This window comes from Chloroflexus sp. MS-CIW-1 (assembly GCF_030444705.1).
Classification (GTDB): domain Bacteria; phylum Chloroflexota; class Chloroflexia; order Chloroflexales; family Chloroflexaceae; genus Chloroflexus.
Genome location: NZ_JAUBWR010000001.1, coordinates 3000256 through 3022491 on the forward strand (window position 1 = coordinate 3000256; position 22236 = coordinate 3022491).

Genomic DNA, 22236 nt, shown 5'->3' on the forward strand with positions numbered 1-22236 from the left:
TCCTCCTGTGAGAATAGCACTACTTACGCGACAATACTTATTCCTGGACGATACCCAGAATGTCCTTCTCCGACAAGATCAGGTACTCAACGTCATCGAGCTTGAACTCGGTGCCACTGTACTTGGCAAAGATCACCCGATCGCCAACTTTAACGTTCATTGGGATCAGTTTGCCGTTGTCATCGCGGCGCCCCTCGCCTACAGCCAGCACCGTGCCTTCCATAGGACGTTCTTTGCTAGCCGTATCGGGCAGGAAAATACCGGCTTTTGTCTTCTCTTCACGCTCAACCGGCTTAACTACTACCCGGTCGCCAAGAGGTCGGATGCGGAAATCCGCCATAGCTGCTATCCTCCGTTTACTATGTCTCAGGATACGTTTCGCTGCAACTGATTAGCACTGTCAACACGAGAGTGCTAACCCGTTGGTAATAGTACACAAGATCAGCCGATTTGTCAAGTCAATGTTAGCACTCAGCAACAGAGATTGCTAGCAGGTTTCGATGGAACCATGAGATGCAGAGATGACGAGACACCATCGTTTGACGATGCCAGGAAGCGCAACAACTGATGCATCCCAATGTACGGCTGTGATAGGGAGATGTCGGAGCGGCGCTTCCTCCCACTTTACGCAGTAGGAATGATGAAAGATGATTCCAGGCGCAGTACGCATCATCCATGCTGTGCTCTGTGGTTTTATTTCCCACCGAGAGCACAGAGGTTTGAGAAAGAATCTCTGTGTACTCTGTGTGCTCCGTGGTTTTATTTCCCACCGAGAGCACAGAGAGCACAGAGATTTGAGAAAGAATCTCTGTGTACATGCCATGCGGGCCGGAAGCCCGCGCACCCAGGTACCGTCCTGACGACGCTTCTCCCCTTCCCGTCCGTTCGCGATACGGCGACGATGCTGAAAACGCTGTTTCAACTGCGTGCCGATCCGAATAGCCGTCTCACAGTGCAACGGTGGCAACCCATGCACGATGACATCTTGCCCACTGCCGGACGATCTGGTTATGATATACATAACATGTAGCGATAGACACCAGTTTTCATCGGCGAGATCGGTCTCGCCTACGAATGAAGCACATTGTATGGATGAACTCTTTGCGTTACACTGGAACGGCCAACCTTTTATCCTCTTCAGCCCGCCGCATCTAATCGCCTTGATGTGCGTTGTACTGGCCTGTTTGTGGATACTGGGGCCGGGTCGTCGGTTATCACCAACCGCTGGGCGTATCTGGCGGTATACGCTGGCAGGCATTCTCGCCATCAATGAAATAGCTTACAATGTCTGGTTCTGGGTCCACGGCCTCTGGTCGATCCAGTACATGCTGCCGTTACACCTCTGTATGCTGTTCACCTGGCTCAGCGTGATTATGCTGCTTACACGCAGCTACCGCATCTTCGAGTTTGCCTATTTTATGGGTATCGGCGGTGCAATCCAGGCCCTGCTCACACCCGACATCGGTGTGTATGGCTTCCCGCACTTCCGCGCCTTTCAGAGTTTCATCTCACACGGGGGTATTGTGCTGGCAGCGCTGAGTATGATCACGCTGGAAGGGTACCGTCCCACTTGGCGATCGGTGGGACTGGTGATTGTCGGGGCAAATCTTTATATGGTCGCAGTCGGCGTGGTGAACTGGCTCCTTGGCAGTAACTATCTTTTTCTAGCGCATAAGCCATACACGCCGAGTCTGCTCGATCTGCTCGGACCGTGGCCGTTCTACATTATCTGGATGGAGGTCCTCGGCATTATAACGATTCTCATCCTCTACCTGCCGTTTGCCATTATCGATCTGCGTCAGAGATCACCAATAATTGCGAGCAAACGATGACGATAGTCGGCGCCCGCCAATACATTCCAGCATTCGGGCAACTCGGCTCGCAAGGTCGCCCATTCAGCCTCTCTTTCCGCCATGTATTCTGCGACCGCGGTATGGTGTACAGTGTACGGCGCCAGAAGACCGCGTGCGACACTAATATCGTTCAATGCGCCGAGATGATCCTGAAAATCGATCAGTGGTTGCAAGAGATCATTCAACCGCTCACCAACAATATCACCGATCAGCTCGAGCGCATAGCGCAGGCGCTTACCAGCGATCCGCATGGCATGCAGGCTGGCATCATCTTCGGGTAAGCCGTTGCGGTCATACGAACGAAGCGCCTCATAGTGTGCATACAGCATACTTCCGGCCTGATCGCGCACTCGTGGTCGGTCATCCCAACCCGTAGAAAAACACGCCAGTTGCGCTAACCCCCGCAGCTCACGTTCATACTGATCGCTTGAAAGATGAGCGAGCAGTTCGGCGTGTGCAGCCATTCGCTCGGCGCGTACCGCCTCGATAATCGGCTCTAAACCAAGAATATTGCGATGAGTCATGTCGCTCAGCAATACATCACGGTCACGGATAGCGCTTGCTTCGCAGGCCAGTGTGCGTACCATTTCGGTTGCCCGCTTAGCAGGCTTGACCGGTACAACCGGCGCAAGTAAACGGAGGGCTGCACGTATCCGGCGCGTCGCCACGCGCAGATCGTGAACCGCCTCGATGGTTTCGTCATCTTTCACTGCCCGCGCCGTCTGTTGCAGTCGTCGGAGGTGCCGACGCAAGACAACTCGTCCTAATTCAGCAAAGGACACCTCACCCGAAGCGTACCAATACGGTAGTAACTCAGTCGGCTCATCTTCACCGGCAACCGCTTCGACAACAGAACCCTCACTCTGTACCACTATTTCCGGTCGCGTACCGATCACACGCTCCCACAAATCTGCTTTGGCCGATGCCCGCTCGGCATCAACCGCAGCATGAGGACCACTTACGATCAGGCGTAGGCGACCATTCTGCGATGCTACCTGAACCTGCGTCGTTTGCGTTTGGCTGTAGTCGAAGCCATCAGCGACCCGAACGATTGCGGCGAGTTGGAGGGCTAGCCTGCGATGCCGTTTCTTGAGGCACAACACGGAGGGTTCGATCTGAAAGCGCGGTTTCCGCCGGTGAAGAGCGATAATTGCCCCTAAGATAGCCTGTGTAACCGTATCACCTAGTGAATGGCGCAAAACAATGTCGCGGCCAACCAGATGATGCTCAGCCGGATCGGTCGTTAAACCGACGTTGTGCAACAAAGCACCGGCTTCGACCAGATCGCGATCGGTCGCTGACCAGCCGTGCTTCGGTTGCAACGCATCAAACAAGGTTAAGGCATGCTTGGCTACCTGGCGGGCATGAACTCGATCAACCCGATACTGTGTGAGAAGCTGCTCGAGGTAGTCGTCAAGATGAGTGATATTGGTCATGTTAATCTCTCCAGGCCACCACTCGCATACAAACGACATCAACGACGTTGTAACAATGCCATTCCCCGCTCGAGCTTACTCTGACGTTCAGGAGTTAGCTTGATCAACGAGCGGAGTGCATTCACTAATTCGGTGAGATCGTAGACCGATCCGGCAGGCAAGACTTCAAGTTCCAGTTCGCAAATCGGGGCCTGATGCTGTCCGGCATAAATAGTACCTCGATCCAGACAAATTTCGACCCGATCACGTCCATCACGCATCGCATGGATGATCCGGCGTGTCGTCTCGATAGTGAGCAATGGACGAACCGGCGCACCTAACAGCAAGGCCTGAGCCAGATCACGAGCCGGCCCAGCCGGCCAATGCACAGGATTGGGATCATCGCCGGGAAATTCAAACTCTGCCCGATGATGAATACCGTTTTCATCGAGGCGAGCTGGCCCTTTAAGGGTAATGATCGAGCGATGACCGATCTGGCGAACGCGCAACCCATAGCGAGCCTGCGCCAGCCGACCATCAGCACTGTCGTAATAAGTATTGCGCTGATGTTCGGCAGCCAAGGTGCGAAGCGTATACGGGCCGAGCGCACTCAGTGCGGCCAACCGATCCAGATCGGCAGCACTGACCTTGAATTTGGCTTCGATTTCCACAGGAATCCTCTCTGCATCATTGTATTGAATCAGGACACGAGGTATCTCGATAGAAGCAATAAAGACGGCCCCTTATCCTACTACGTACATTCTACTACATTATAGCGCGCCTTCCATGAACCGGTAAGAGAGTGGTTTTGAAATCGTCCGCCGCTGCTGTCGATACCCCCCAACTCCTGTAATCACCCGGAACGCTAGCATCCGGCCCGCGTTCGGTGGTAGGCGATAACCAAGCATCAGCTGGTGTATCACATCTTCGGCAAGCGACGGGCCAAAAGGGTGGAACCTACCCCTAGCGCAGGAAGTTTCTGCTGCCCTGAAGTGCCTATAGCAGTGGCATCTCCTCTTTAGAGCATGATCAAAAACCTGGGCTTTTGCTGAGGCGCGACCGTAGGAATGTTGGCAAGCAATCGACCCTCACCATCTCCCTTGCCCCCTTTCAACTCCCACACGGGGCGAGGAAGGGGAGTAGCATGGCTGGCGCGAAAGTATGTTGGCAACCTCTCATGCAATGATTGCGCGGGTACGGTGCATGACCAATAAGAAATCTGGGTTTTTGATCAGGCTCCTGGAAGGCCGGAAGTGGGTCGTGCGAGAGTCCCCTGGTACGAGTGAGGGAGGCGTAAAAATCCGCTCCTCTTGCGTACTAATGGCCTGATGAGTCCAGAAAAGAGGGATAGCGGTCGCACCTGTCGCTGATCTTCTTCCTGCTTAACTCGATTCGGCGGTACGCCGTCGCCAGCGCTGGCGGAGGATGGAGAGAGCATTACGCTGGTAGAACAGCCACTCGATCAGCAGCATGATCAGAGCGGCCAATGCCAGCCAGCGCCAAATCTCCTGGCGGCCATCGCGCTCGCGGGCAACCGTGCTTTGCGCCCCGCTAAGCTGAGGAATGGTTAAGTCGCGCTGAGGAGCTATCCGCGACTCGTTTGGCGCAAACAGATTAACCGCAAAACGACGGCTGGCAATCACGGTATTACCACGCCGTTCTTCAAGGGTATAGATACCGGGCAGATCGGTATCGGTGTAAAAGGTCTGGTTCGCTCGTATCTGCACCAGTCCATCGCGCGAACTAACGACCTGACCATCTGGACGAATGATCCGTACCTCCTCAATGCTGCTATCAACCGGCGCCACAATTGGTTGACCGGTGGTGAGTTGGAGACTGCTCACTGGCAGGAGATACTCGATCATGTTGGAAAGGAGAATCGGAAACGCGATATTCAGCGGAAGATCAGACGCATGGAGATCAAAGGCCAATACCACAATGCGCCTGCCCTCACGTTCGCCGGCTAGCAAGAGTGGCCCCCCATCGCTATCGACGATAACCCGCGCCCACGAACCGGAAACGATGCGCGGTGCACGCAAAATATTGACATCGGTGAAGCGTACATTGCGCAAGATCGGGTCTTCGAGAGCGGTCGGACGAACGAGCGGGAAGTCGAATTCACCGGTTATCGAGAAGAGTTCAGTGCTTTGCAGCGGGCCGATAAAGAGCAGGTTACCAGGTGGCAGTGTCGCAGGAACGGTTCCATCGAAGATAGTCAACGGAATTTCAGCCGCACTTTCAGAGAACGTAGTGGTTGTCGTTGGTACCTGCACCACTTCCAAGCCGGGCAGTAGGGAAAGACCGGTTTGCAGGAAGCGATTCCCATCACTGACTAATCGTACCCGCACCGTTTCTCGTTGCGGACTAACCGCGTAAGCCCGATCATCGACCGGCAGGGCATCACGCTCATCGAGGCGTGCTTCGATAATACTCACCGTTGCTGGGATCGGTTGAGTTAAGCTCTGCTCGCGCCCTGGTTCAATAGTTAGATCAATTGCAAAGTCGAGTTTCCCATCGAGATAGATCGACATGCGACGAGTAACCGGTCTATCCCCGTAATTTGTTGCCTGCACAAATAGAGTCTGCTCGAATGCGCCGGGTTGGAGGGCAATCGCGTTGATCGCCACATTGTCGGCGGAGCGTCCGATGGGGAAATAGCGCACTCGCGCCGGAACACGCAGACCATCGGGAATCTTAACGTTACCGTCGGAGATAATAGCTACCTCACTGTCGGGTTCACGGGCGGCGAGGGCCGAGGCCAGCGTCAGCGCCTGGCTCAGATCGGATTGGTTGCTGTAGCTTGGTTGAATCTGCTCGATGACACGCCGTAACTCACGGCGATCACTCGATGAGGCAATGGGTGCTTCCATCTGACCGCCGATTGCAATGATCGTTGCCCGACCATTGTCGGGCAACTGGTCAATCAGTGCCATCGCCTGCCGCCGGGCTGCCTCAAGGCGGGAAGGTGGTTCATCGGTGGCCAGCATACTGGTCGAGCGGTCGAAGATAATGATCAGGTTTGCGCCGCTGATACCAGTGACCGGAATAAATGGACGGGCCAGAGCCAATACCAGCAACAGCATGAGTAGTAACTGCAACAGCAATAACAGATTGCGGCGCAATTTTTGCCACGGTGCATTGGCTTCGATGTCGCGCACCATGCGTTGCCAGAGGAAGGTTGACGAAACTACACGCTCTTCCCTGCGTAGCTTGAGCAAATACATGGCCACAATCATCGGGCCAACAATCGCCGCTGCGATCAATGCTAGAGGAGCCAGAAATGACATAGAACCTGCTCGGATGTGATTGGGTAGCCAACATTCTGCCGGCTACACTACCTGATCATGCTTGCTTAATCATTTGCACAGCGACACGTTCAGCAGCGAATGGTGCTTCGCCACGGGCAATAAGATCGCGCAATTCGGCAATCGCTGTATGCAGGGCCGCATCAGTCGCGGGATCGGTTTGGGCAATACCACGTGCTTCGTACTCGGCGAGATCGACCAGTTCGATCTGAAGACGGTCGGCACTCACAATGAGATCAATTTCCAAATCTTCCGTTTCAATCGCTGTTTCGCCGATCCGTGCCGGACGGGCCAGATTGCAATACCAACCGCGAATGGCGCCATCAGGTCGTTGCACACGGAAGATGTTATACCAGCGATCGGTGTAAAATGTTTCGATCAAGGTATCGCCCGGTTCGATACTAAACAGACCGAGATCAACCGGGCCCAGGCGCCATTCGGCGCACACGGTTACACTCCGCTCATCACGCTCGATCACCGTTGCCGGGTAGCGAATCGTCTGACCTTTTGCCGGTTTGATCAAACGGACTTCGATCATCGCACAATACCAGCGCGTCGCAACTGCGTGAAGACAAACTCTTCAATCGGAATAGCCGTATTTACCGGCACATACCGGATTCCCCGCCCACTGCAAAACGTCTCAATCTCTTGCTGCCAGCTTTGCAGTGACTCACGGTAGCGCTGAAGCACATCAAGATCGGCACTGATCTCAACCGCCGGTCCGCCTTCGCTATCAACCAGACGGATGTCACCTTCAATTGGCGGATCGATCTCTTGCGGTGCCAGGATGTGCATAATCGTAATTTCAAAGGGACGTGCCGTAAGCGCACGCAAAGCATCTCGCCAGCCCGGATCAAACAGATCAGAGCAGAGTAAGAGCGGGCCGGCGCTGCGGGCAGTCTGAAGATAGGTACGGCAGAACTGCGTCAGGTTCACGGTACTACCGACCTCAAGACGCTGCAAAAACTCAAACAGTGCCACTGCCCCACGCTTGCCACGAATCCCACTGACCGCCGCCGGACGACCACCAAACGCCGTGACATTCACCCGATCAAGATTACTTAGCGCAATATAGCCAAAGGTAGCAGCGATCTGGCGGGCATAGTGAAGCTTTTCTGGGTTGCCCCAGGCCATACTGCGACTGGTATCTACCAGCAGGTGAACGTTTAACTCCTCTTCGGCAACGAACAGTTTGAGGTAGAACCGCTCAGCACGTGCGTAGAGATTCCAGTCAATTTGACGAATATCATCGCCAGCCGTGTATGGCCGAAAATCGGCAAACTCAACCGACGAGCCACGTTTCGGGCTTCGTCGTTCACCTTGCAGATCGCCCGCCATTGCACGTCGGGTTTGCAAAGCCAGACGATCAAGCTTGCGCAGAAACGTAGCGGTGAGCAATGGCTCAGCCATCACTCCTCCTTGACCGCTTCCAAAACGCCTTTCACCACATCATCAGCACTGATGCCCTCGGCCTGAGCCTCAAAATTGAGCACCACCCGATGGCGTAATGCCGGCAACGCGGCCAGGCGCAGGTCACCAAACGAGACGTTGTAACGTCCATCGAGCAGCGCTAAAATCTTACCGGCCAGGATCAGGGTTTGCATCCCACGGGGTGATGCGCCATAACGCACGTACTGTTTGGTGATTGCCGGGGCATCTTTGCTCTCTGGATGGGTAGCAGTAATCAGGCGGGCCGCGTAACTCAAGACATGGCTGGCAATCGGCACCGTGCGCGCCAGTTCTTGCATTTGCAAGATCATCGGCCCATCGGCAACATGGCGCGCTGTTGGCTGGCGCGCACCGGTTGTTCGTTGCGCAATTTCGACCAATTCGGCAGCAGAAGGGAAGGCGACGTTAATCTTGAAGAAGAAGCGGTCGAGTTGCGCTTCTGGTAACGGATAGGTTCCCTCCATCTCTAGTGGGTTCTGGGTCGCCAGCACAAAGAACGGTTGAGGCAATTTATGGATCGTTTTGGCAACCGTTACCGTGCGCTCCTGCATTGCTTCCAGCAGGGCCGATTGGGTCTTGGGAGTAGCACGGTTGATCTCATCGGCCAGCACCAGGTTTGCGAAGATGGGGCCAGGCTCGAAACGAAATGACTTGTGGCCGTGGGCATCTTCGCTGATCAGCGTGGTACCGATAATATCAGCCGGCATCAAGTCGGGCGTAAACTGAATGCGCGAGAACTTGCAATCGATGACATCGGCCAGTGTGCGCACCAGCGTGGTTTTGGCGAGACCGGGAACGCCTTCCAACAGCGCGTTACCACCGGCCAGCAGGGTAATAATGACTTGCCGAATCAGTTCGTGCTGACCGACAATGACCTGCGAAACTTCGGCTTCAATCTGTTGCGCACGCTGCCGAAACTCTTCCGGCGACATCATCACCCCAGTTTGGGGAACAGCAGTCATGCGGTTCTCCTTTGTTATGGTTCAAGGCGCGAGAAGTATTCGCGCACGAGGTCTTGCAAATAGATCGGTACACTGCCGCGGTCGAGCGCTTCAGTGGCAGTCCGCTGGTATTCGGGAAAGATTTGTTCGTAAGGAACAACTGAAGGATTGTTTAACCCGCTTTGTTGACCCTGACCAGGACGCACTTCGCTGCTTCCACCACTGTTCTGCTGACCCGGAATGAAGTCAGGTTCACCCTGTTGACCAGAGGGACGGAACGGTCGATAGACCAGATCTTGATTCCCACTCTGGCCCTGCTGTGATGCGGGACGGTTAGGATCAACATCTCCTGAAGCATTGCTCTGCTGTTGACCGAGATGATCAGCCGTTGAACCGCCACCCTGACCGGGCTGACCCTGCTGCTCCTGACCAGGTTGACCTTGCTGGCCTTGACCAGGCTGACCGGTTTGACCTTGCTGGCCCTGGCCCTGCCCCGATTGCCCCTGAGCTTGCTGGCCCTGCTGGCCCTGGCCCTGCTGAGCCTGCTGACCCTGACCGGTTTGCCCGGCTTGCGCGATCTGCTGACGAGCGATCTGAGTGTTGGCCAGTGCCTGTTGCACGGCCTGCTGATTTGCCGCCGCAGCCTGGGTATTCCTCACCTGCTGCGCGGCTTGTTGAAGCGCCTGGGCTGCTGCCTGGCTATCACCTCGTTCTAGGGCCTGAGCTGCATCTTGCAGCGCCTGCGCCGTCGCCGGATCGGCTGCGGCCAGTTGAGCCGCCTGCTGCGCCAGCTCATCGGCAAGTGCCTGCCGTTCGGCGGCGCTCATTTGATTGAGGCTGTTTGCCAGATTTTCGAGTTGCTGCCGTAACTGGTCAAGCGTTGGCCGAGGCGAGGTCTGATTGTTAGAGAGTTGTTCAAGCCGCCGTGCCAATTGTTCGAGCGCCGCCTGACGGAGATCGGTTTGCGGATCGAGCCGCTGCCGAAGCTGCATTTCGGCGCGGGCAATGTCGGCCAGCGCCTCCTGTCGATCACCGGGATTGCGTGACAGTTCCTCTTGCAATTGACGCAGAATCTGCTGCAATTCCTCACGCTGTGCTGGCGTCAAGTCTTCGCGGTTCGCCAGCTCCTCTTCCAACCGGGCAAGCTGCTGGTTCACCTCTTCAATCATCTCGGCTACCGCCGCCCGTTCGGCCAGAACGCGCTCCATTGGATTGGGAAGGGTCAGTAAGGCAATCAGCGCCGCAAGCGGCAACAACGCCCACAACAGTGGTCGGCGTGGCACGCTGATCGGGAGCTGCCGCGGATGAAGCTGTGCCGCCACCGTGCAGGCGTCGGCCTGCTGATACGATGTCAGCGGTGTCGTGGCACCGGTCTCGTACAGTTCAATTGCGGTCGAGAGGCGTTCGCGCAGATTGAGCAACAGGTCAATACGCTGTGCGGCTCGACGCAGAGGAAGTGGCCTGAATACGATAAAGCCGATGATGACCATCAGCCAGAGCACGATCGGCATCAAAGCCCACCAGATCAGATTGGGGATGGGTGTTAGCCAGCCAACAGCCGCCACCAGCACACAGACTGTCAGTGCCAACCAAAGCGTGCGGCTGGCCAGCACTAAACCGTCGTTGATGCGCAATTTTATGCTTAGCGGGCGCACGTATCGGCGCACTATCTGATAGGGCGAAGGGTTCATTACCTGCGTCATTGCCTGTCCTTCCTGCTACGACGTAGCGGTTATCAGTATCGTACCACACCTATGACGCCGCAGCACCCGCATCGGTTCCCAGATTACTCTTCCCGTCGCCAGACATGACGCTCAACCACCTGACGCACCAGCTCGCCGCGCTCCCAAATTTCAACCACACGCTGGCTAATAATCGTTGTGGTGACGCTCACCGGTGTTGTCACCGTCGGCGGAGAAACGACCGGTACAGGCACGGTTGTGATTGCCGATGCCGCCGATGAAGCACCCATACGGTGACGCAGCCATGCCCGTCCGGCTTCTACAGCCAGCGTTGCGACACCGAGGGCCAATGCTGCACCGATCTGACGCATCTGCATTGGCGAAAGCGCGAGGGGAAAGTTTCGCGGAGCCAGAGCCGATTGCTCACGTGGCGCTAGCGCATCTTGTTCGGTGAGCGCCGCACCGCACGCGCCGCAGTACCGATTTTCAAGCGGGTTGCCATGGCGACAAGCCGGACAGATCCGTTCAACCATACGCTCACCTCGTTGGCAAAGAGAGATAATACCGACTGATGTGTTGTAGACAGATGTATTATACCCGAATCGAGTGCAGGTGTCCTGGCGAAAACCGCGACGTGCCGCTGTCAATCGGAATGAAAACACGGAACGTCGCTGTGGGAGAAGCGTATGTCTGCGAGAGCGACAGGCGCTGTGCTATAATGGAAGTAACACGTTTCTCATTCGTGACATCATAGCCCAGAAGATGTATGCCTGACCCACACCTGACGGACCTCATCGAGCGCCTGACGTCCGGCATCGTTACCCCTGCCGATCTCGACCTGCTGCGTGAAGCGTTGCGCACCGGTCAGATCGCCATTGTAACCGGCGAGCGGGCGGTGAGCCTGGGCGGCAGCGCCGATGGCGCGGTGATCGTGACCGGCGACCACAATCAGATCATCATCCTCCAGGGGAATGCCGCAACCGTCGCCCGTGAACTGACCGAACCGTCGCCCAAACCACCGGCAGTCTGCCCGCCCAACCCCTTTACGCCGCTCAGCGGGCGGATCACCAACCCCACACACATCTTCGACCGCCAGCGCGAGGTGCAGCAGGCGCTCGACTATCTCAGATCGGGGAGCAGCGTCGCCTTCATCGGCGACAGCGGCGTCGGTAAGTCGTCGCTGTTGACGCTGCTGAAAGAGCGCGCCGAAACCGAACTGGGGCGAACGCCGATCCTGCTCGATATGCAGAAATTGCACAGCGAAGATGACTATTACGAGGCGCTCTGCGAAGAGGCAGGGATCGCTACGGTGCAAGGTGGCTGGAAGTTAGAACGTGCGCTGCGCGGGCGACGCTTGTTGCTCTTACTCGACGAAATCGAAAAGATGACCTGGGACGGCTTCAGTCACAATCTGCGCGCCGAACTGCGCGGGCTGGCTGAAGGCGAGCATGCGCCCTTCAAACTGGCGCTGGTGGCTCGCTCGCCGCTCGACCGGCTCTTTCCCGACAGCGAACTGAACACCTCGCCGCTGGCCGGTATCTGCCAGCAGATCAATGTGAAACCCTGGAATAATGCTACTGCGCGGACGTTCATTCAGCAGCGGCTGAGTGGCACGCCGGTGCACTTCAGCGATGGTGAGATCGAGCTTCTGGTGCGCAGCAGCAATGGCCTGCCGTTGCGCCTGATGCAGTCCGCCTTCAACCTGTACCGGACGAAAACAAGTGGTGACGTATGAGCGAACCTGTGCCCCGTCTCGACCTGGCGCCCCGCCTCCGGCGCCGACTACAACCCTGGAACCCGCTCGACTACTTGCGCCTGTTGTATTGGGTCTTCTTCTTCCCGCAGGCGCTGCGCTGGTATGAGCAGACTTTCGCCGATCCGCAGTACCGCGACGTAACCGGACTTGAGGTATGGATGGTCATCCAACGTGATCCGGTACGGCGCGATCTGGCGCTGATGGGGCTGTTTCTGATACTGTTCATCCCACCAGCAGTTGCGACTGCCCTGCAAGGGGTGGGCGTGTCGATAGTTGATGATACGGGCGATGTGTGGGATGTGGATGTGTGGGATGTGTGGCATCAGCCATTCGGGGTTGCGACTGCCCTGCAAGGGGTGGGCGTGTCGATAGACTGGTTCGGCGTGGCGGTCGGCGTGGCGGGCGGCGTGGCGGGCGGCGTGGCGTTCGGCGTGGCGTTCGGCGTGGTATTCGACGTGGCGGGCGGCGTGGCGGGCGGCGTGGCGGGCGGCGTGGCGGGCGGCGTGGCGTTCGGCGTGGCGGGCGGCGTGACATTCGGCGTGGCATTCGGCGTGGTATTCGACGTGGCGGGCGGCGTGGCGGGCACCGTGGCGGTCAACGTGGTATTCGGCGTGGTGGTCGGCGTGGCGGGCGGCGTGGCGGGCGGCGTGGCGGGCGGCGTGGCGTTCGACGTGGCATTCGGCGTGGCATTCGGCGTGGCGGTCGGCGTGGCGGTCGGCGTGGTATTCGGCGTGGTGGTCGGCGTGGTGGTCGGCGTGGCGGGCGGCGTGGTATTCGGCGTGGCGGTCGGCGTGGCATTCGGCGTGGCGGTCGGCGTAGCGGTACTGCGCCTGCCCGATTACCTGCTGCTGGCGCTGCCAACGTGGCTCATCTGGTCACGTCGCACTCTATTACAGCGACCGTGGCTGCCGCGGATGACGGTCATCCCGATCCCCGGTCTGCGGGCGCGATTGGAGCGCTGGTTGATGCGCGACTGGAGCGCCGGCGTCCACAATGTCAATCAGATTCTGGCGTACAGCCTTCAATTCATCCCGGCGGTAGCGGCGGTCAATTGGGCGCTGGCCCGCCTGCCAGCAGCGCAGATCATCCCGGCAGCCGCCGAACTGGCCCGCGATCCATTTGATTGGGATCTGGTGCGATTCGGCGCCGTTCCACTGCGTCGTGCGCTCTGGCGTGAAGCAATTCATGACTTTCTTCTCCTGCCTTTCAAACAGCGCTGGATGGATCGTTTCCCGCTGACACCGGTGCTGGACACGTCGGCGCGAGCAGCCTGCGCCGGGTTCTGGTTCCTTTCGCAGAACGACGCGGCGCAGGCGGCGCAGGCGTTTGCCGTGGTGCGCGATCTGGCGGGCGGTGAAGCGTGTTATCGGCTGGCCAGCACGCTGGCGCTGGCGCAGCAATGCCACAGGTTCGACGATCTGGCAGCCCTGGGCGGAGATGAATCGTTTCTGACCGCCACCCAACCGCCGGACGGCGATCCACTGGCGCAGCGCGCATCGTGGCCCGCGCTGGCGCGGCTGCGGCGGGCGGCGCAGGAGGCGCACACGGTGCAGATGAGCGTGTCGCGGGTGGTGCGTTCGCAGGCGCTGAACCGGGCGCTGGCTGAGGTGAACGAGGTTCTGACCGGAATCGAGCAGATACCACGGGCGGAACGGGAACTGGTGCGCACGATTGCCACGACCTGGCGCGATCTGTTGCTCAATACGACGGCCGAGGTTGGGCAGGCGACGCCGACGCAGCCGGTGCGCAACCCCTATATCATCGGTGATCCGGTGCCCGGAAATAGACTGGTAGGGCGCGACGATGTGTTGCGCCGGCTTGAAGAACTCTGGTACGGCAGCGCCAACCCGCCGTCGGTGGTGATCTTCGGGCACCGGCGCATGGGGAAAACCTCGATCCTGCGCAACCTGGATGGGCGGTTGGGGAGCCGGGTGCATGTTGCGTATGTCAATCTTCTGTTGCTCGGCGATCTGCGCAACGGTGCCGTTGATCTGTTTGTGAAACTGGCTGACAGCATCGCCGATACCCTCCAGCACAGGCAGTTGCCTGCGCCCCCGATTGACGACGCGGCGTTTGATCGGCGGCCCGAACTGGCGTTTGAACGCTACCTGAAGCAGGTCAGCGCAATACTAAACGAGCAGCGCCTGATCATCGCACTCGACGAGTTTGAGCAACTGGAAGAGTGGATCACCAACGACAGACTGCCGACCGACATCCTGAAGACGTTGCGCGGCTACATCCAGATGGACGAACGGATTGCGTTCGCCTTTGCCGGGCTGCACACCCTTGAAGAGATGAGCAGCGACTATTTTCAGCCGTTCTTCGCCAGTGTCATTCCGGTCAAGGTCAGCTTCCTGAGTCGTGGCGCGGTCGATCAGGTGCTGGCGAACCCGCCCGACCCGGAGTTTGCGCTGGATTACGAGCGTGAGGCGCTTGACCATATCTGGGAACTGACCGGCGGGCAGCCGTACCTGGTGCAACTGATCGGGCATCGGCTGGTCAGCCGGTTCAACACACTCTCCTTCGAGCAGGGCAAGGCGCAGGAGCCACGCTTCCGGCGCGCCGATGTCGAAGCAGTGATCACCACCGATTTCTATCACCAGGCGCGCTACTACTTCACCGGTGTATGGGGGCAGGCGCAGCATGGCGCGCCGGAGCAGCAGACCATTCTGCGCTGCCTGGCGCCGCACCCCGATGGGCTGCCGTTTGCCCGGCTGTGCGAGATCAGTGGGTTGCCGGATCGCACGGTCGATCAGGCGCTCCAGACTCTATGCCGCCACGACGTGGTGCACCATCACGATGGGCAGTGGCGCTACACCGTCGAACTGTTCCGGCGCTGGGTGGAGATGGGCGGAGGGGAACAGTAGCTGTTCTCGGTGATACGGTGGGTGGTTCCCCCTCTCCTTCCCCCCAGCCCCCTTCCTCTCCCACCAGGGGGAGAGTAAGGGGGAGAACGGCCCTTCCCTTTCCCCTCGGCACCCTCTTCTCCCACCAGGGGCGTGGAAGGTAGGGCCACAGCGATGCTGTGCCCGTTCTGCAGTTCCCCCCAGCCCCCTCCGTTCCTACTAGCTACGGAGACAGTCGCACAACTAATGTCGGACGATTCTCGGCGTTCCAATCACCGGTGTTGCTGGAAACGAAGTATTTTCCGCTGTGATACGCACTATCGGCAGAATAGAGGGCCAGCCGGATCGGTTGACCACGAGTATAAGCCTGAACGAATCCCCACGTCACATCAATCTCACGCTTGGGAAGGTTGTTCCAGCCTGGAAATTGCGGAATTGGATCAACCCAGCCTGAACCAACATTTTCACGTACCAAGGGCGCATTGTTCCAGGTGATGGTAGTCGGGTTCCAATCTTCACCAACCAGTAAAGCCTGGATCAGAGAACGTTGGGCCTGACTGGGTTCGGCATTCCCCATCTGGCTCAGAATCAACCTGGCTGAAATAACGGTACGACCTGCTGGTAAGGTGTTGAGCGGAAAGGTGATATAGTACTTCGCGAAGCAGGGCCAGTCGGCAATATCCGATTGATTCTGAATACTAACGTCACCCTGTTCTGAAGGTGGCGGGCGATTCCCCCAGGTATTCCAGTAATCGCCGCTATCGTCGCACATATAGGAATTAACCCCACCAATCCCGGCATCAACCACAGTGACTCCATTCAAGCGATGGCGAATCTGAAACTCCTGAACTGAACCGGTGGCCGGAGGCGTATACGTCGGGAGACCAAACCTGATACCGCCCCATGTAGATGGCACATCAGCATTCAGTCCTGGCGGCCACGACTGGTCTGGGATTGCCGGATTCCCGGCGGCATTGTCGCGGTCGTGGACGATCAGCGCTATTCGCCAGCGCGTCCCATCGGCTGGTCGTCCACTCAGCCCAAGGCTGGCAAACGGTATCCGAAAGGTCATTGCCCAGCCCCGATCTTCGCTATCATTGTTATCGTTCAATCGATCACCACGCCAGCCGGGAATTGAATGGAAGGCAACCGTCGTCGTTGACCAACTTCCACCGCTCGCACTCTGGCTTAACTGGTAAGCTGGATCAACGACAGCATCACCTCGGAATTGGGCTACGAAGCGGAAACTGGTAGCGCTCAGCCGGGTGCTATTAGCAGTATCAATCAACAGTGTAGCCGCATCCCAGGCCGTCAGATCGGCAGGTGAAGGGGTTGTATCGTACCAGAGCTGACGATCAAAACTGGCAAGGTATAGGTAGAGATCCGTGTCGTTATAACCAATCCGAACATCAGTGTAGTTCGTATCACGGCTCAGTTGGCCAAACCAGAAGATCGCCATCTGATCGAAACGTTCACCGGTTACACTGGCTACCGAAAAGTAGGGGACGTTGATCAGATATTGCGGCTCAGGTGAAGGCCCAAAAACAATTGGCACCCACTGCCGAAAAGGTGGATTACCGGCGATTGTAATCGTGAATGGAAGAACACACCACAGGATAACGAGGATGACAATTTGCTTATATGAGGAGCGGTGGAGCACGCGGATTTCTCCTTACGAGGAATACACCAAATGGTATATCAACGACAGCGCATCTACCTCAATTATACCGGTATCGTCAATGAGAGTGTCAACATTCCTAATTCGAGAGTGGGACTTTTCAAAGGTTTCATCATGCCTGGCAGAGGTGCGTAGAGAAGGGAAAGGAAATAGAAGCGTGAAGAAGATGCGGGTTACTCGCCTATTCCGTAGCACGGGCAGCGGTGTGACATTTCCTGTTCCGTCAGCGGTCTCCCCACGCCACGCTTCGCTCGTCGATCAGGTCGTCAGTGTATGGTAGGGGCGGGAACGAGCACGCCGAGCGACGAGCGAAGCGGTGAAGGGGCGAGGGGGAAGGGAAGGCAGCGCCCTCCCCCTGCCTCGCCCCCAGCGGGGGAGAGGAAGGGGGCTAGGGGGAAGGTGAGGGAGCGCCCTCCCCCTTCCTCGCCCCCAGCGGGGGAGAGGAAGGGGGCTGGGGGAAGGGGAGGGAGCGACGCCGACACCCCTCATATGCCCTCGCGTCCAGCCGCCCAGCGGGCAGGTTGGAAACCTGCCCCTACCGGTGCGGGAACGAGCACGCCAGGCGACGAGTGAAGCGGTGAAGGGGCTGGGGGAAGGTGAGGGAGCGCCCTCCCCTTCCTCGCCCCAGCGGGGGAGCGGAAGGGGCTGGGGGAAGGGGAGGGAGCGACGCCGACACCCCTCATATGCCCTCGCGTCCAGCCGCCCAGCGGGCAGGTTGGAAACCTGCCCCTACCGGTGCGGGAACGAGCACGCCAGGCGACGAGTGAAGCGGTGAAGGGGCTGGGGGAAGGTGAGGGAGCGCCCTCCCCTTCCTCGCCCCCAGCGGGGGAGCGGAAGGGGGCTGGGGGAAGGGGAGGGAGCGACGCCGACACCCCTCATATGCCCTCGCGTCCAGCCGCCCAGCGGGCAGGTTGGAAACCTGCCCCTACCGGTGCGGGAACGAGCACGCCAGGCGACGAGTGAAGCGGTGAAGGGGCTGGGGGAAGGTGAGGGCGCGCCCTCCCCCTTCCTCGCCCCCAGCGGGGGAGCGGAAGGGGGCTGGGGGAAGGTGAGGGAGCGACGCCGACACCCCTCATATGCCCTCGCGTCCAGCCGCCCAGCGGGCAGGTTGGAAACCTGCCCCTACCGGTGCGGGAACGAGCACGCCAGGCGACGAGTGAAGCGGTGAAGGGGCCGGGGGAAGGGGAGGCAGCGCCCTCCCCTTCCTCGCCCCCAGCGGGGGAGCGGAAGGGGGCTGGGGGGAAGGTGAGGGAGCGACGCCGACACCCCTCATATGCCCTCGCGTCCAGCCGCCCAGCGGGCAGGTTGGAAACCTGCCCCTACCGGTGCGGGAACGAGCACGCCGAGCGACGAGCGAAGCGGTGAAGGGGCGAGGGGGAAGGGAAGGCAGCGCCCTCCCCCTTCCTCGCCCCCAGCGGGGGAGAGGAAGGGGGCTGGGGGGAAGGTGAGGGCACGCCAGCCGTGCGCCGCAGTACCAGCGCTGCAACCAGTGCACCCCTGTTCCATCCATCAAGATGCGGGCCAGAGGCCCGCGCTCCCAGCACGCAACCATTGCGTGCGCGGGCCACCATGCTTTCGCGCCAGCCCCCCCACGTCCCCCCTTCCGCTCCCCGTGTGGGAGAGGAAGGGGGCTGGGGGGAAGGTGAGGGAGCGCCCTCCCCCTTCCTCGCCCCCAGCGGGGGAGAGGAAGGGGGCTGGGGGGAAGGTGAGGGCCGCCAGCCGTGCGCCGCAGTACCGGGACGGAATACGTTGCCCCCCCCCTCCCATCGCGGAAGGGCGACGCATACCCTACCTGCCAACGGTTCTCATCAGCAACGATCCGGTACCTATCGTTTGGAATGCCATTGCAGAACCGCATCAACCATCCAAGTTTTTGATCATGCTCTTAGACAACAATACCTCCAATGTAGTTCCCCCATCATTGGATCAACCCTGCACGTACTACCAGGAAGCGCTACCGCTCTTCAACATAGATAATTTTACTACCCTGTGACTCAAACTGGATTGGCACGGGGCGCAATTCTGGCAAGGCGGCGCGAATCGCCGGGTGGCGTTCTTCGGGCGCATAGAGGAGTAAGAAGCCACCACCACCAGCGCCCAAGATTTTACCGCCAATAGCGCCAGCAGCACGGGCACGCTCGTACCAATCATCAATCTGGGAATTAGAGATGCTGCTGGCCAATTCGCGTTTGCGCATCCAGCCCTCGTGTAAAATCTCGCCGAACGCATCAAGATTATCGTGATGCAGGGCAATGCGGAGATCGTGCGCCAGCTCTACCATACGGCGCAAATGGCGCCGTCGCGACACGTCGCGTTCAGTGTTTTCCCGCTGTTCACGCAACACATCATCGGCTTTACGGGTGGCACCGGTATACAACATCAGTAAGCGCTGCTGCAACAAGCGCTTCGTCTCGCTCTGACAGATGATCGGATCGACAAACACCGTCTCATCAGGATTAAATTGAATAAACTGAAAACCGCCAAATGCTGCAATGTATTGATCCTGCTTACCGATAGGAGCACCGCAGCGCTCGATTTCAATGTAACATGCCTCTCGTGCCAACCGTTCGGCACCGGCGAAACGGCCAACAAAGGCGTAGAGCGCATTCAACAGGCCAACGGTATAGGTACTCGATGAACCAAGACCAGTGCCTTGGGAGGGAATATCGGAGATTGAAGTAATCTCGATGGAGTGAGTGCGACCAACCAACCGTAATGCCTCACGAATCAGTTGGTGTTTGAGTTCATCAACCTGCTCAACAATTTCGGTTACCGAATAACTGGCCCGAATCTGCCGATCAAACTTCTCGTTTACCGTGATGTAGATATACTTGTTAATCGCAGTGCTGACAACTGCGCCTGGTTCATGACGGTAGTACGCCGGTAAATCACTACCACCGCCAACGAAACTGACGCGCAACGGCGTGCGTGAGATGATCATACCTTCCCCCCTATCAACGTCATCCTTTGCATGCACGCACATTAGCAGATGAAGCTGACAGGATTTTTATAAATCCCCTTCATTTTTGTTAGCATATCGTCAGCAACAACGTGTACTGTACTTATGTCACTATTGTCATCGTCTGCTTATGCCATCAGGGCAGCGCCAGGGGGAGGGGCTTATGCGCGCTGTATTTCTCGACCGCGATGGAGTGATCAATTATAACCGGGCAGACCACGTTAAGAGCTGGGCGGAATTTCAATTTTTGCCTGGCGCATTGACAGCGTTGCGTCTGTTGACAAACGCCGGGTTTCGCATCTTCATCATCACGAACCAGGCCGCAGTCGGGCGAGGGCTGATGAGCCTGGAAGCATTGGAAGACATTCATACCCGGCTGCGAGCTATTGCCGATCACCACGGTGCCAACATCGAGGACATCCGCTATTGTCCCCATACCCCCGAAGAGCGTTGCCATTGCCGAAAACCGCAACCGGGGATGATCGAGGAGCTGGCCAGGCAATACCAGATCGACTGCCGAAAGACCTTCCTAATCGGGGATGCCCTCACCGACATTGCTGCCGGTCAACAGATGGGATGTCAGACGATTCTGGTCAAGAGTGGCCGTGGTGCTGCTGAATCGCAGAAGACTGAACTGCGGCGGTTTCAGCCAACGTACATCGCCGATGATCTGCTGGCCGCCAGTAGATGGATACTGAGGCAAGAGGCAGTGCAAGTACCGGCTGTCGGCGTACCATTGACCGGTGCGTTGGCAGTGACACATTAGGCCGGAGAATGTATGGGATACCGAAGACTTGTCTGGCCCATAATCCTGATCTTAGGTGTTGCATTCGGGCTGAGTAGTTGTAGTATCAGTACGCTGGTTGGCGCACCGACACCTGAACCCTGGACACCACCACCAACACCGGAACCAACCGCGGTTGCAATCGAACCAACAGCAACAACGACAGTACCGGTACAAAAGACCGTTGCCGTTGCGCTGGGAACCTTGCACGACCGGCGTGAGTTTAGTGGTCAGGTCACGCCAATTCTTGAACGTGGTCTGGCGTTTCGCGAGAGTGGTGTTTTGCGCAACCTGTACGTCGAAGTAGGGGCGCAGGTAAAGGCCGGGCAACTCTTAGCCGAAATCGATCTGGGCACACTTAAAAATCAGCTACGTCAGGCGCAGATCAATGCCGATCAAGATCGGCGAATGATTGATCAGGTTATCGCCCGTGCTCAGATTGACGTTCGGGCAGCCGAAGTAGCCCTGGCTGCGGCTCGTGACCGACTGGCACAACTCACGACTCCTGCTTCGGCAAGCGACATTGCCGAGGCGCGAGCTGCATTACAGCGCGCTGAAGCGGCGCTGGCCCGCACGCGCAATGACGCTTCAGCCGTAAAGACCCGCGCTGAACGGGCACTTGCCGACCGCGTAGCAGCATTACAGCGCGTCCAGGCCGCATTCGGCGAAGCCCGTGCCCGCCTTGAGGTGGAAGATACGCCAGAAGTACGTGCACTCGTTGACCGGCTTGCGGTTGAGCTGCAAGCCGCAGAAAGTGCAGTGGCGCTGGCCCAAATCGAACTAGATACGGCACGGGGGAATGAAATTGCAGCAGTGCAGGCTGCGGAAGCCGATGTCGAACTGGCCCGTGCCCGTCTTGAGCGGCTTCTCAGCGGGCCAAATCAGTTTGACGTCATTGCTGCACAGCGTGCAGTGGAACAGGCGCAGATTCAACTCGATGCTGCCCGGCAGCGCACAACGCCCGATCCTGCGCTGGTGAAGAGTCTGGCAGCTTCAGAACTCAGGATCAAAGAGATCGAGCAGCAGATCGAAGCCCGTCGGATTTATGCGCCCTTCGATGGTTCAGTGACGGCCATTGATGCTCTGGTCGGCCTGCCCGTGCAAGCTGAAATGCCGGTCATTCGGTTGATGGACGATTCAGGCTTACAGATCACCGTCAGCTCGATAAATAGCTCCGATCTCGAACGCATTCCTGATAGAACGCCAGTTGAAATCTCTTTTGTCCGTTATCCTGGTCGCACATTTCAGGGCGTGGTACGCAAACCTACCGGCATGTCCACCCTTCAAACACCAGAACTCCATATTGTCTATAATGCCCGTGACATCCCATTAGCAGTTGGTGATCCGGCATTAGTTACCATTGATTTCGGCCAACGCGAAAACGTGCGCTGGTTGCCCGTCGAGGCAATTCGTCGTGATGGCGGGACCTATGTCTTAGTGCCAGGTGACAACGGCCCGCAGCGGGTAGAGGTCCAGACCGGTTTGATGGTGGATGGTAAGGTTGAAATCATAAGCGGCCTGGAAGCAGGTGATCTGGTGATTTTGCCTAGTAGTTAAGGAGCTTTCAT

General features: G+C 58.0%; 16 protein-coding genes. 5 read left to right on the forward strand and 11 right to left on the reverse strand.

Going from position 1 to position 22236, the window contains the following annotated elements; genetic code table 11:
* Positions 1-37: 37 nt before the first annotated feature.
* Entirely contained in the window at positions 38-340 is a 303-nt protein-coding gene (groES, locus tag QTO31_RS11980; RefSeq protein ID WP_028459729.1) for a co-chaperone GroES, read from the reverse strand.
* A 748-nt stretch (positions 341-1088) separates the two neighbouring features.
* On the opposite strand from groES, the gene QTO31_RS11985 reads away from it, so the two are divergent.
* Positions 1089-1832, forward strand: coding sequence for a TIGR02206 family membrane protein (locus QTO31_RS11985; RefSeq protein ID WP_301429239.1), 744 nt, complete (start codon positions 1089-1091; stop codon positions 1830-1832).
* On the opposite strand, the gene QTO31_RS11990 is transcribed toward QTO31_RS11985, so the two are convergent.
* The 8 genes from QTO31_RS11990 to QTO31_RS12025 form a co-directional block, all read right to left on the reverse strand.
* A complete protein-coding gene (locus QTO31_RS11990; protein WP_301429240.1) occupies positions 1799-3289 on the reverse strand; it encodes a CHAD domain-containing protein in 1491 nt (496 codons plus the stop codon). The two genes, QTO31_RS11985 and QTO31_RS11990, sit on opposite strands and share 34 nt — an antisense overlap.
* Before the next feature lie 38 nt (positions 3290-3327).
* The gene (locus QTO31_RS11995; protein WP_301429241.1) at positions 3328-3939 is read right to left on the reverse strand and encodes an inorganic triphosphatase; all 612 of its coding nucleotides are present in this window, start codon (positions 3937-3939) and stop codon (positions 3328-3330) included.
* A gap of 711 nt (positions 3940-4650) precedes the next feature.
* Positions 4651-6555 carry a BatA domain-containing protein gene (locus tag QTO31_RS12000; RefSeq protein WP_301429242.1) on the reverse strand — a complete coding sequence of 635 codons (1905 nt, stop codon included), beginning with the start codon at positions 6553-6555 and terminating at the stop codon, positions 4651-4653.
* A 55-nt stretch (positions 6556-6610) separates the two neighbouring features.
* The gene (locus QTO31_RS12005) at positions 6611-7111 is read right to left on the reverse strand and encodes a DUF402 domain-containing protein (RefSeq protein WP_301429243.1); all 501 of its coding nucleotides are present in this window, start codon (positions 7109-7111) and stop codon (positions 6611-6613) included.
* Positions 7108-7983, reverse strand: coding sequence for a DUF58 domain-containing protein (locus QTO31_RS12010; RefSeq protein WP_031461291.1), 876 nt, complete (start codon positions 7981-7983; stop codon positions 7108-7110). The genes QTO31_RS12005 and QTO31_RS12010 overlap by 4 nt, the downstream gene beginning before the upstream one ends.
* The gene (locus QTO31_RS12015) at positions 7983-8984 is read right to left on the reverse strand and encodes an AAA family ATPase (protein WP_031461292.1); all 1002 of its coding nucleotides are present in this window, start codon (positions 8982-8984) and stop codon (positions 7983-7985) included. Before QTO31_RS12015 ends, QTO31_RS12010 begins: the two co-directional genes overlap by 1 nt.
* A 14-nt stretch (positions 8985-8998) precedes the next feature.
* Complete coding sequence (locus tag QTO31_RS12020) at positions 8999-10666, reverse strand: hypothetical protein (RefSeq protein ID WP_301429244.1); 1668 nt, start codon at positions 10664-10666, stop codon at positions 8999-9001.
* A gap of 83 nt (positions 10667-10749) precedes the next feature.
* A complete protein-coding gene (locus QTO31_RS12025) occupies positions 10750-11178 on the reverse strand; it encodes a zinc ribbon domain-containing protein (RefSeq protein WP_031461294.1) in 429 nt (142 codons plus the stop codon).
* A 233-nt stretch (positions 11179-11411) separates the two neighbouring features.
* Here QTO31_RS12025 and QTO31_RS12030 point away from each other — a divergent pair, with 233 nt between their 5' ends.
* Together QTO31_RS12030 and QTO31_RS12035 are read left to right on the forward strand one after the other, a co-directional pair.
* Positions 11412-12380 (forward strand): AAA family ATPase, encoded by a 969-nt coding sequence (locus QTO31_RS12030; RefSeq protein ID WP_301429245.1) that lies wholly within the window; start codon positions 11412-11414, stop codon positions 12378-12380.
* Complete coding sequence (locus QTO31_RS12035) at positions 12377-15268, forward strand: AAA family ATPase (RefSeq protein ID WP_301429246.1); 2892 nt, start codon at positions 12377-12379, stop codon at positions 15266-15268. The genes QTO31_RS12030 and QTO31_RS12035 overlap by 4 nt, the downstream gene beginning before the upstream one ends.
* A gap of 202 nt (positions 15269-15470) precedes the next feature.
* Here QTO31_RS12035 and QTO31_RS12040 read toward each other — a convergent pair whose 3' ends face one another.
* Both QTO31_RS12040 and QTO31_RS12045 read right to left on the reverse strand, forming a co-directional pair.
* Positions 15471-16907 (reverse strand): DNRLRE domain-containing protein, encoded by a 1437-nt coding sequence (locus tag QTO31_RS12040; RefSeq protein ID WP_301429247.1) that lies wholly within the window; start codon positions 16905-16907, stop codon positions 15471-15473.
* 1972 nt (positions 16908-18879) lie between these two features.
* On the reverse strand, positions 18880-19866 hold the full coding sequence (locus tag QTO31_RS12045) for a GHMP kinase (RefSeq protein ID WP_301429248.1): 987 nt from the start codon (positions 19864-19866) through the stop codon (positions 18880-18882).
* A 181-nt stretch (positions 19867-20047) separates the two neighbouring features.
* Here QTO31_RS12045 and gmhB point away from each other — a divergent pair, with 181 nt between their 5' ends.
* Both gmhB and QTO31_RS12055 read left to right on the forward strand, forming a co-directional pair.
* The gene (gene gmhB / locus QTO31_RS12050; protein ID WP_301429249.1) at positions 20048-20650 is read left to right on the forward strand and encodes a D-glycero-beta-D-manno-heptose 1,7-bisphosphate 7-phosphatase; all 603 of its coding nucleotides are present in this window, start codon (positions 20048-20050) and stop codon (positions 20648-20650) included.
* Between the two features lie 12 nt (positions 20651-20662).
* Positions 20663-22225 carry an efflux RND transporter periplasmic adaptor subunit gene (locus QTO31_RS12055; protein ID WP_301429250.1) on the forward strand — a complete coding sequence of 521 codons (1563 nt, stop codon included), beginning with the start codon at positions 20663-20665 and terminating at the stop codon, positions 22223-22225.
* Positions 22226-22236 lie beyond the last annotated feature (11 nt).

What these genes read in the sequence shown, in the direction of transcription:
- QTO31_RS11990 (WP_301429240.1), bottom strand. Translation starts at nt 3,289, where the DNA reads ATGACCAATATCACTCATCTTGACGACTACCTCGAGCAGCTTCTCACA.
- groES (WP_028459729.1), bottom strand. Translation starts at nt 340, where the DNA reads ATGGCGGATTTCCGCATCCGACCTCTTGGCGACCGGGTAGTAGTTAAG.
- QTO31_RS11985 (WP_301429239.1), top strand. Translation starts at nt 1,089, where the DNA reads ATGGATGAACTCTTTGCGTTACACTGGAACGGCCAACCTTTTATCCTC.
- QTO31_RS12020 (WP_301429244.1), bottom strand. Translation starts at nt 10,666, where the DNA reads ATGACGCAGGTAATGAACCCTTCGCCCTATCAGATAGTGCGCCGATAC.
- QTO31_RS12000 (WP_301429242.1), bottom strand. Translation starts at nt 6,555, where the DNA reads ATGTCATTTCTGGCTCCTCTAGCATTGATCGCAGCGGCGATTGTTGGC.
- QTO31_RS12030 (WP_301429245.1), top strand. Translation starts at nt 11,412, where the DNA reads ATGCCTGACCCACACCTGACGGACCTCATCGAGCGCCTGACGTCCGGC.
- QTO31_RS12010 (WP_031461291.1), bottom strand. Translation starts at nt 7,983, where the DNA reads ATGGCTGAGCCATTGCTCACCGCTACGTTTCTGCGCAAGCTTGATCGT.
- gmhB (WP_301429249.1), top strand. Translation starts at nt 20,048, where the DNA reads ATGCGCGCTGTATTTCTCGACCGCGATGGAGTGATCAATTATAACCGG.
- QTO31_RS12015 (WP_031461292.1), bottom strand. Translation starts at nt 8,984, where the DNA reads ATGACTGCTGTTCCCCAAACTGGGGTGATGATGTCGCCGGAAGAGTTT.
- QTO31_RS12005 (WP_301429243.1), bottom strand. Translation starts at nt 7,111, where the DNA reads ATGATCGAAGTCCGTTTGATCAAACCGGCAAAAGGTCAGACGATTCGC.
- QTO31_RS12055 (WP_301429250.1), top strand. Translation starts at nt 20,663, where the DNA reads ATGGGATACCGAAGACTTGTCTGGCCCATAATCCTGATCTTAGGTGTT.
- QTO31_RS12035 (WP_301429246.1), top strand. Translation starts at nt 12,377, where the DNA reads ATGAGCGAACCTGTGCCCCGTCTCGACCTGGCGCCCCGCCTCCGGCGC.
- QTO31_RS12025 (WP_031461294.1), bottom strand. Translation starts at nt 11,178, where the DNA reads ATGGTTGAACGGATCTGTCCGGCTTGTCGCCATGGCAACCCGCTTGAA.
- QTO31_RS12045 (WP_301429248.1), bottom strand. Translation starts at nt 19,866, where the DNA reads ATGATCATCTCACGCACGCCGTTGCGCGTCAGTTTCGTTGGCGGTGGT.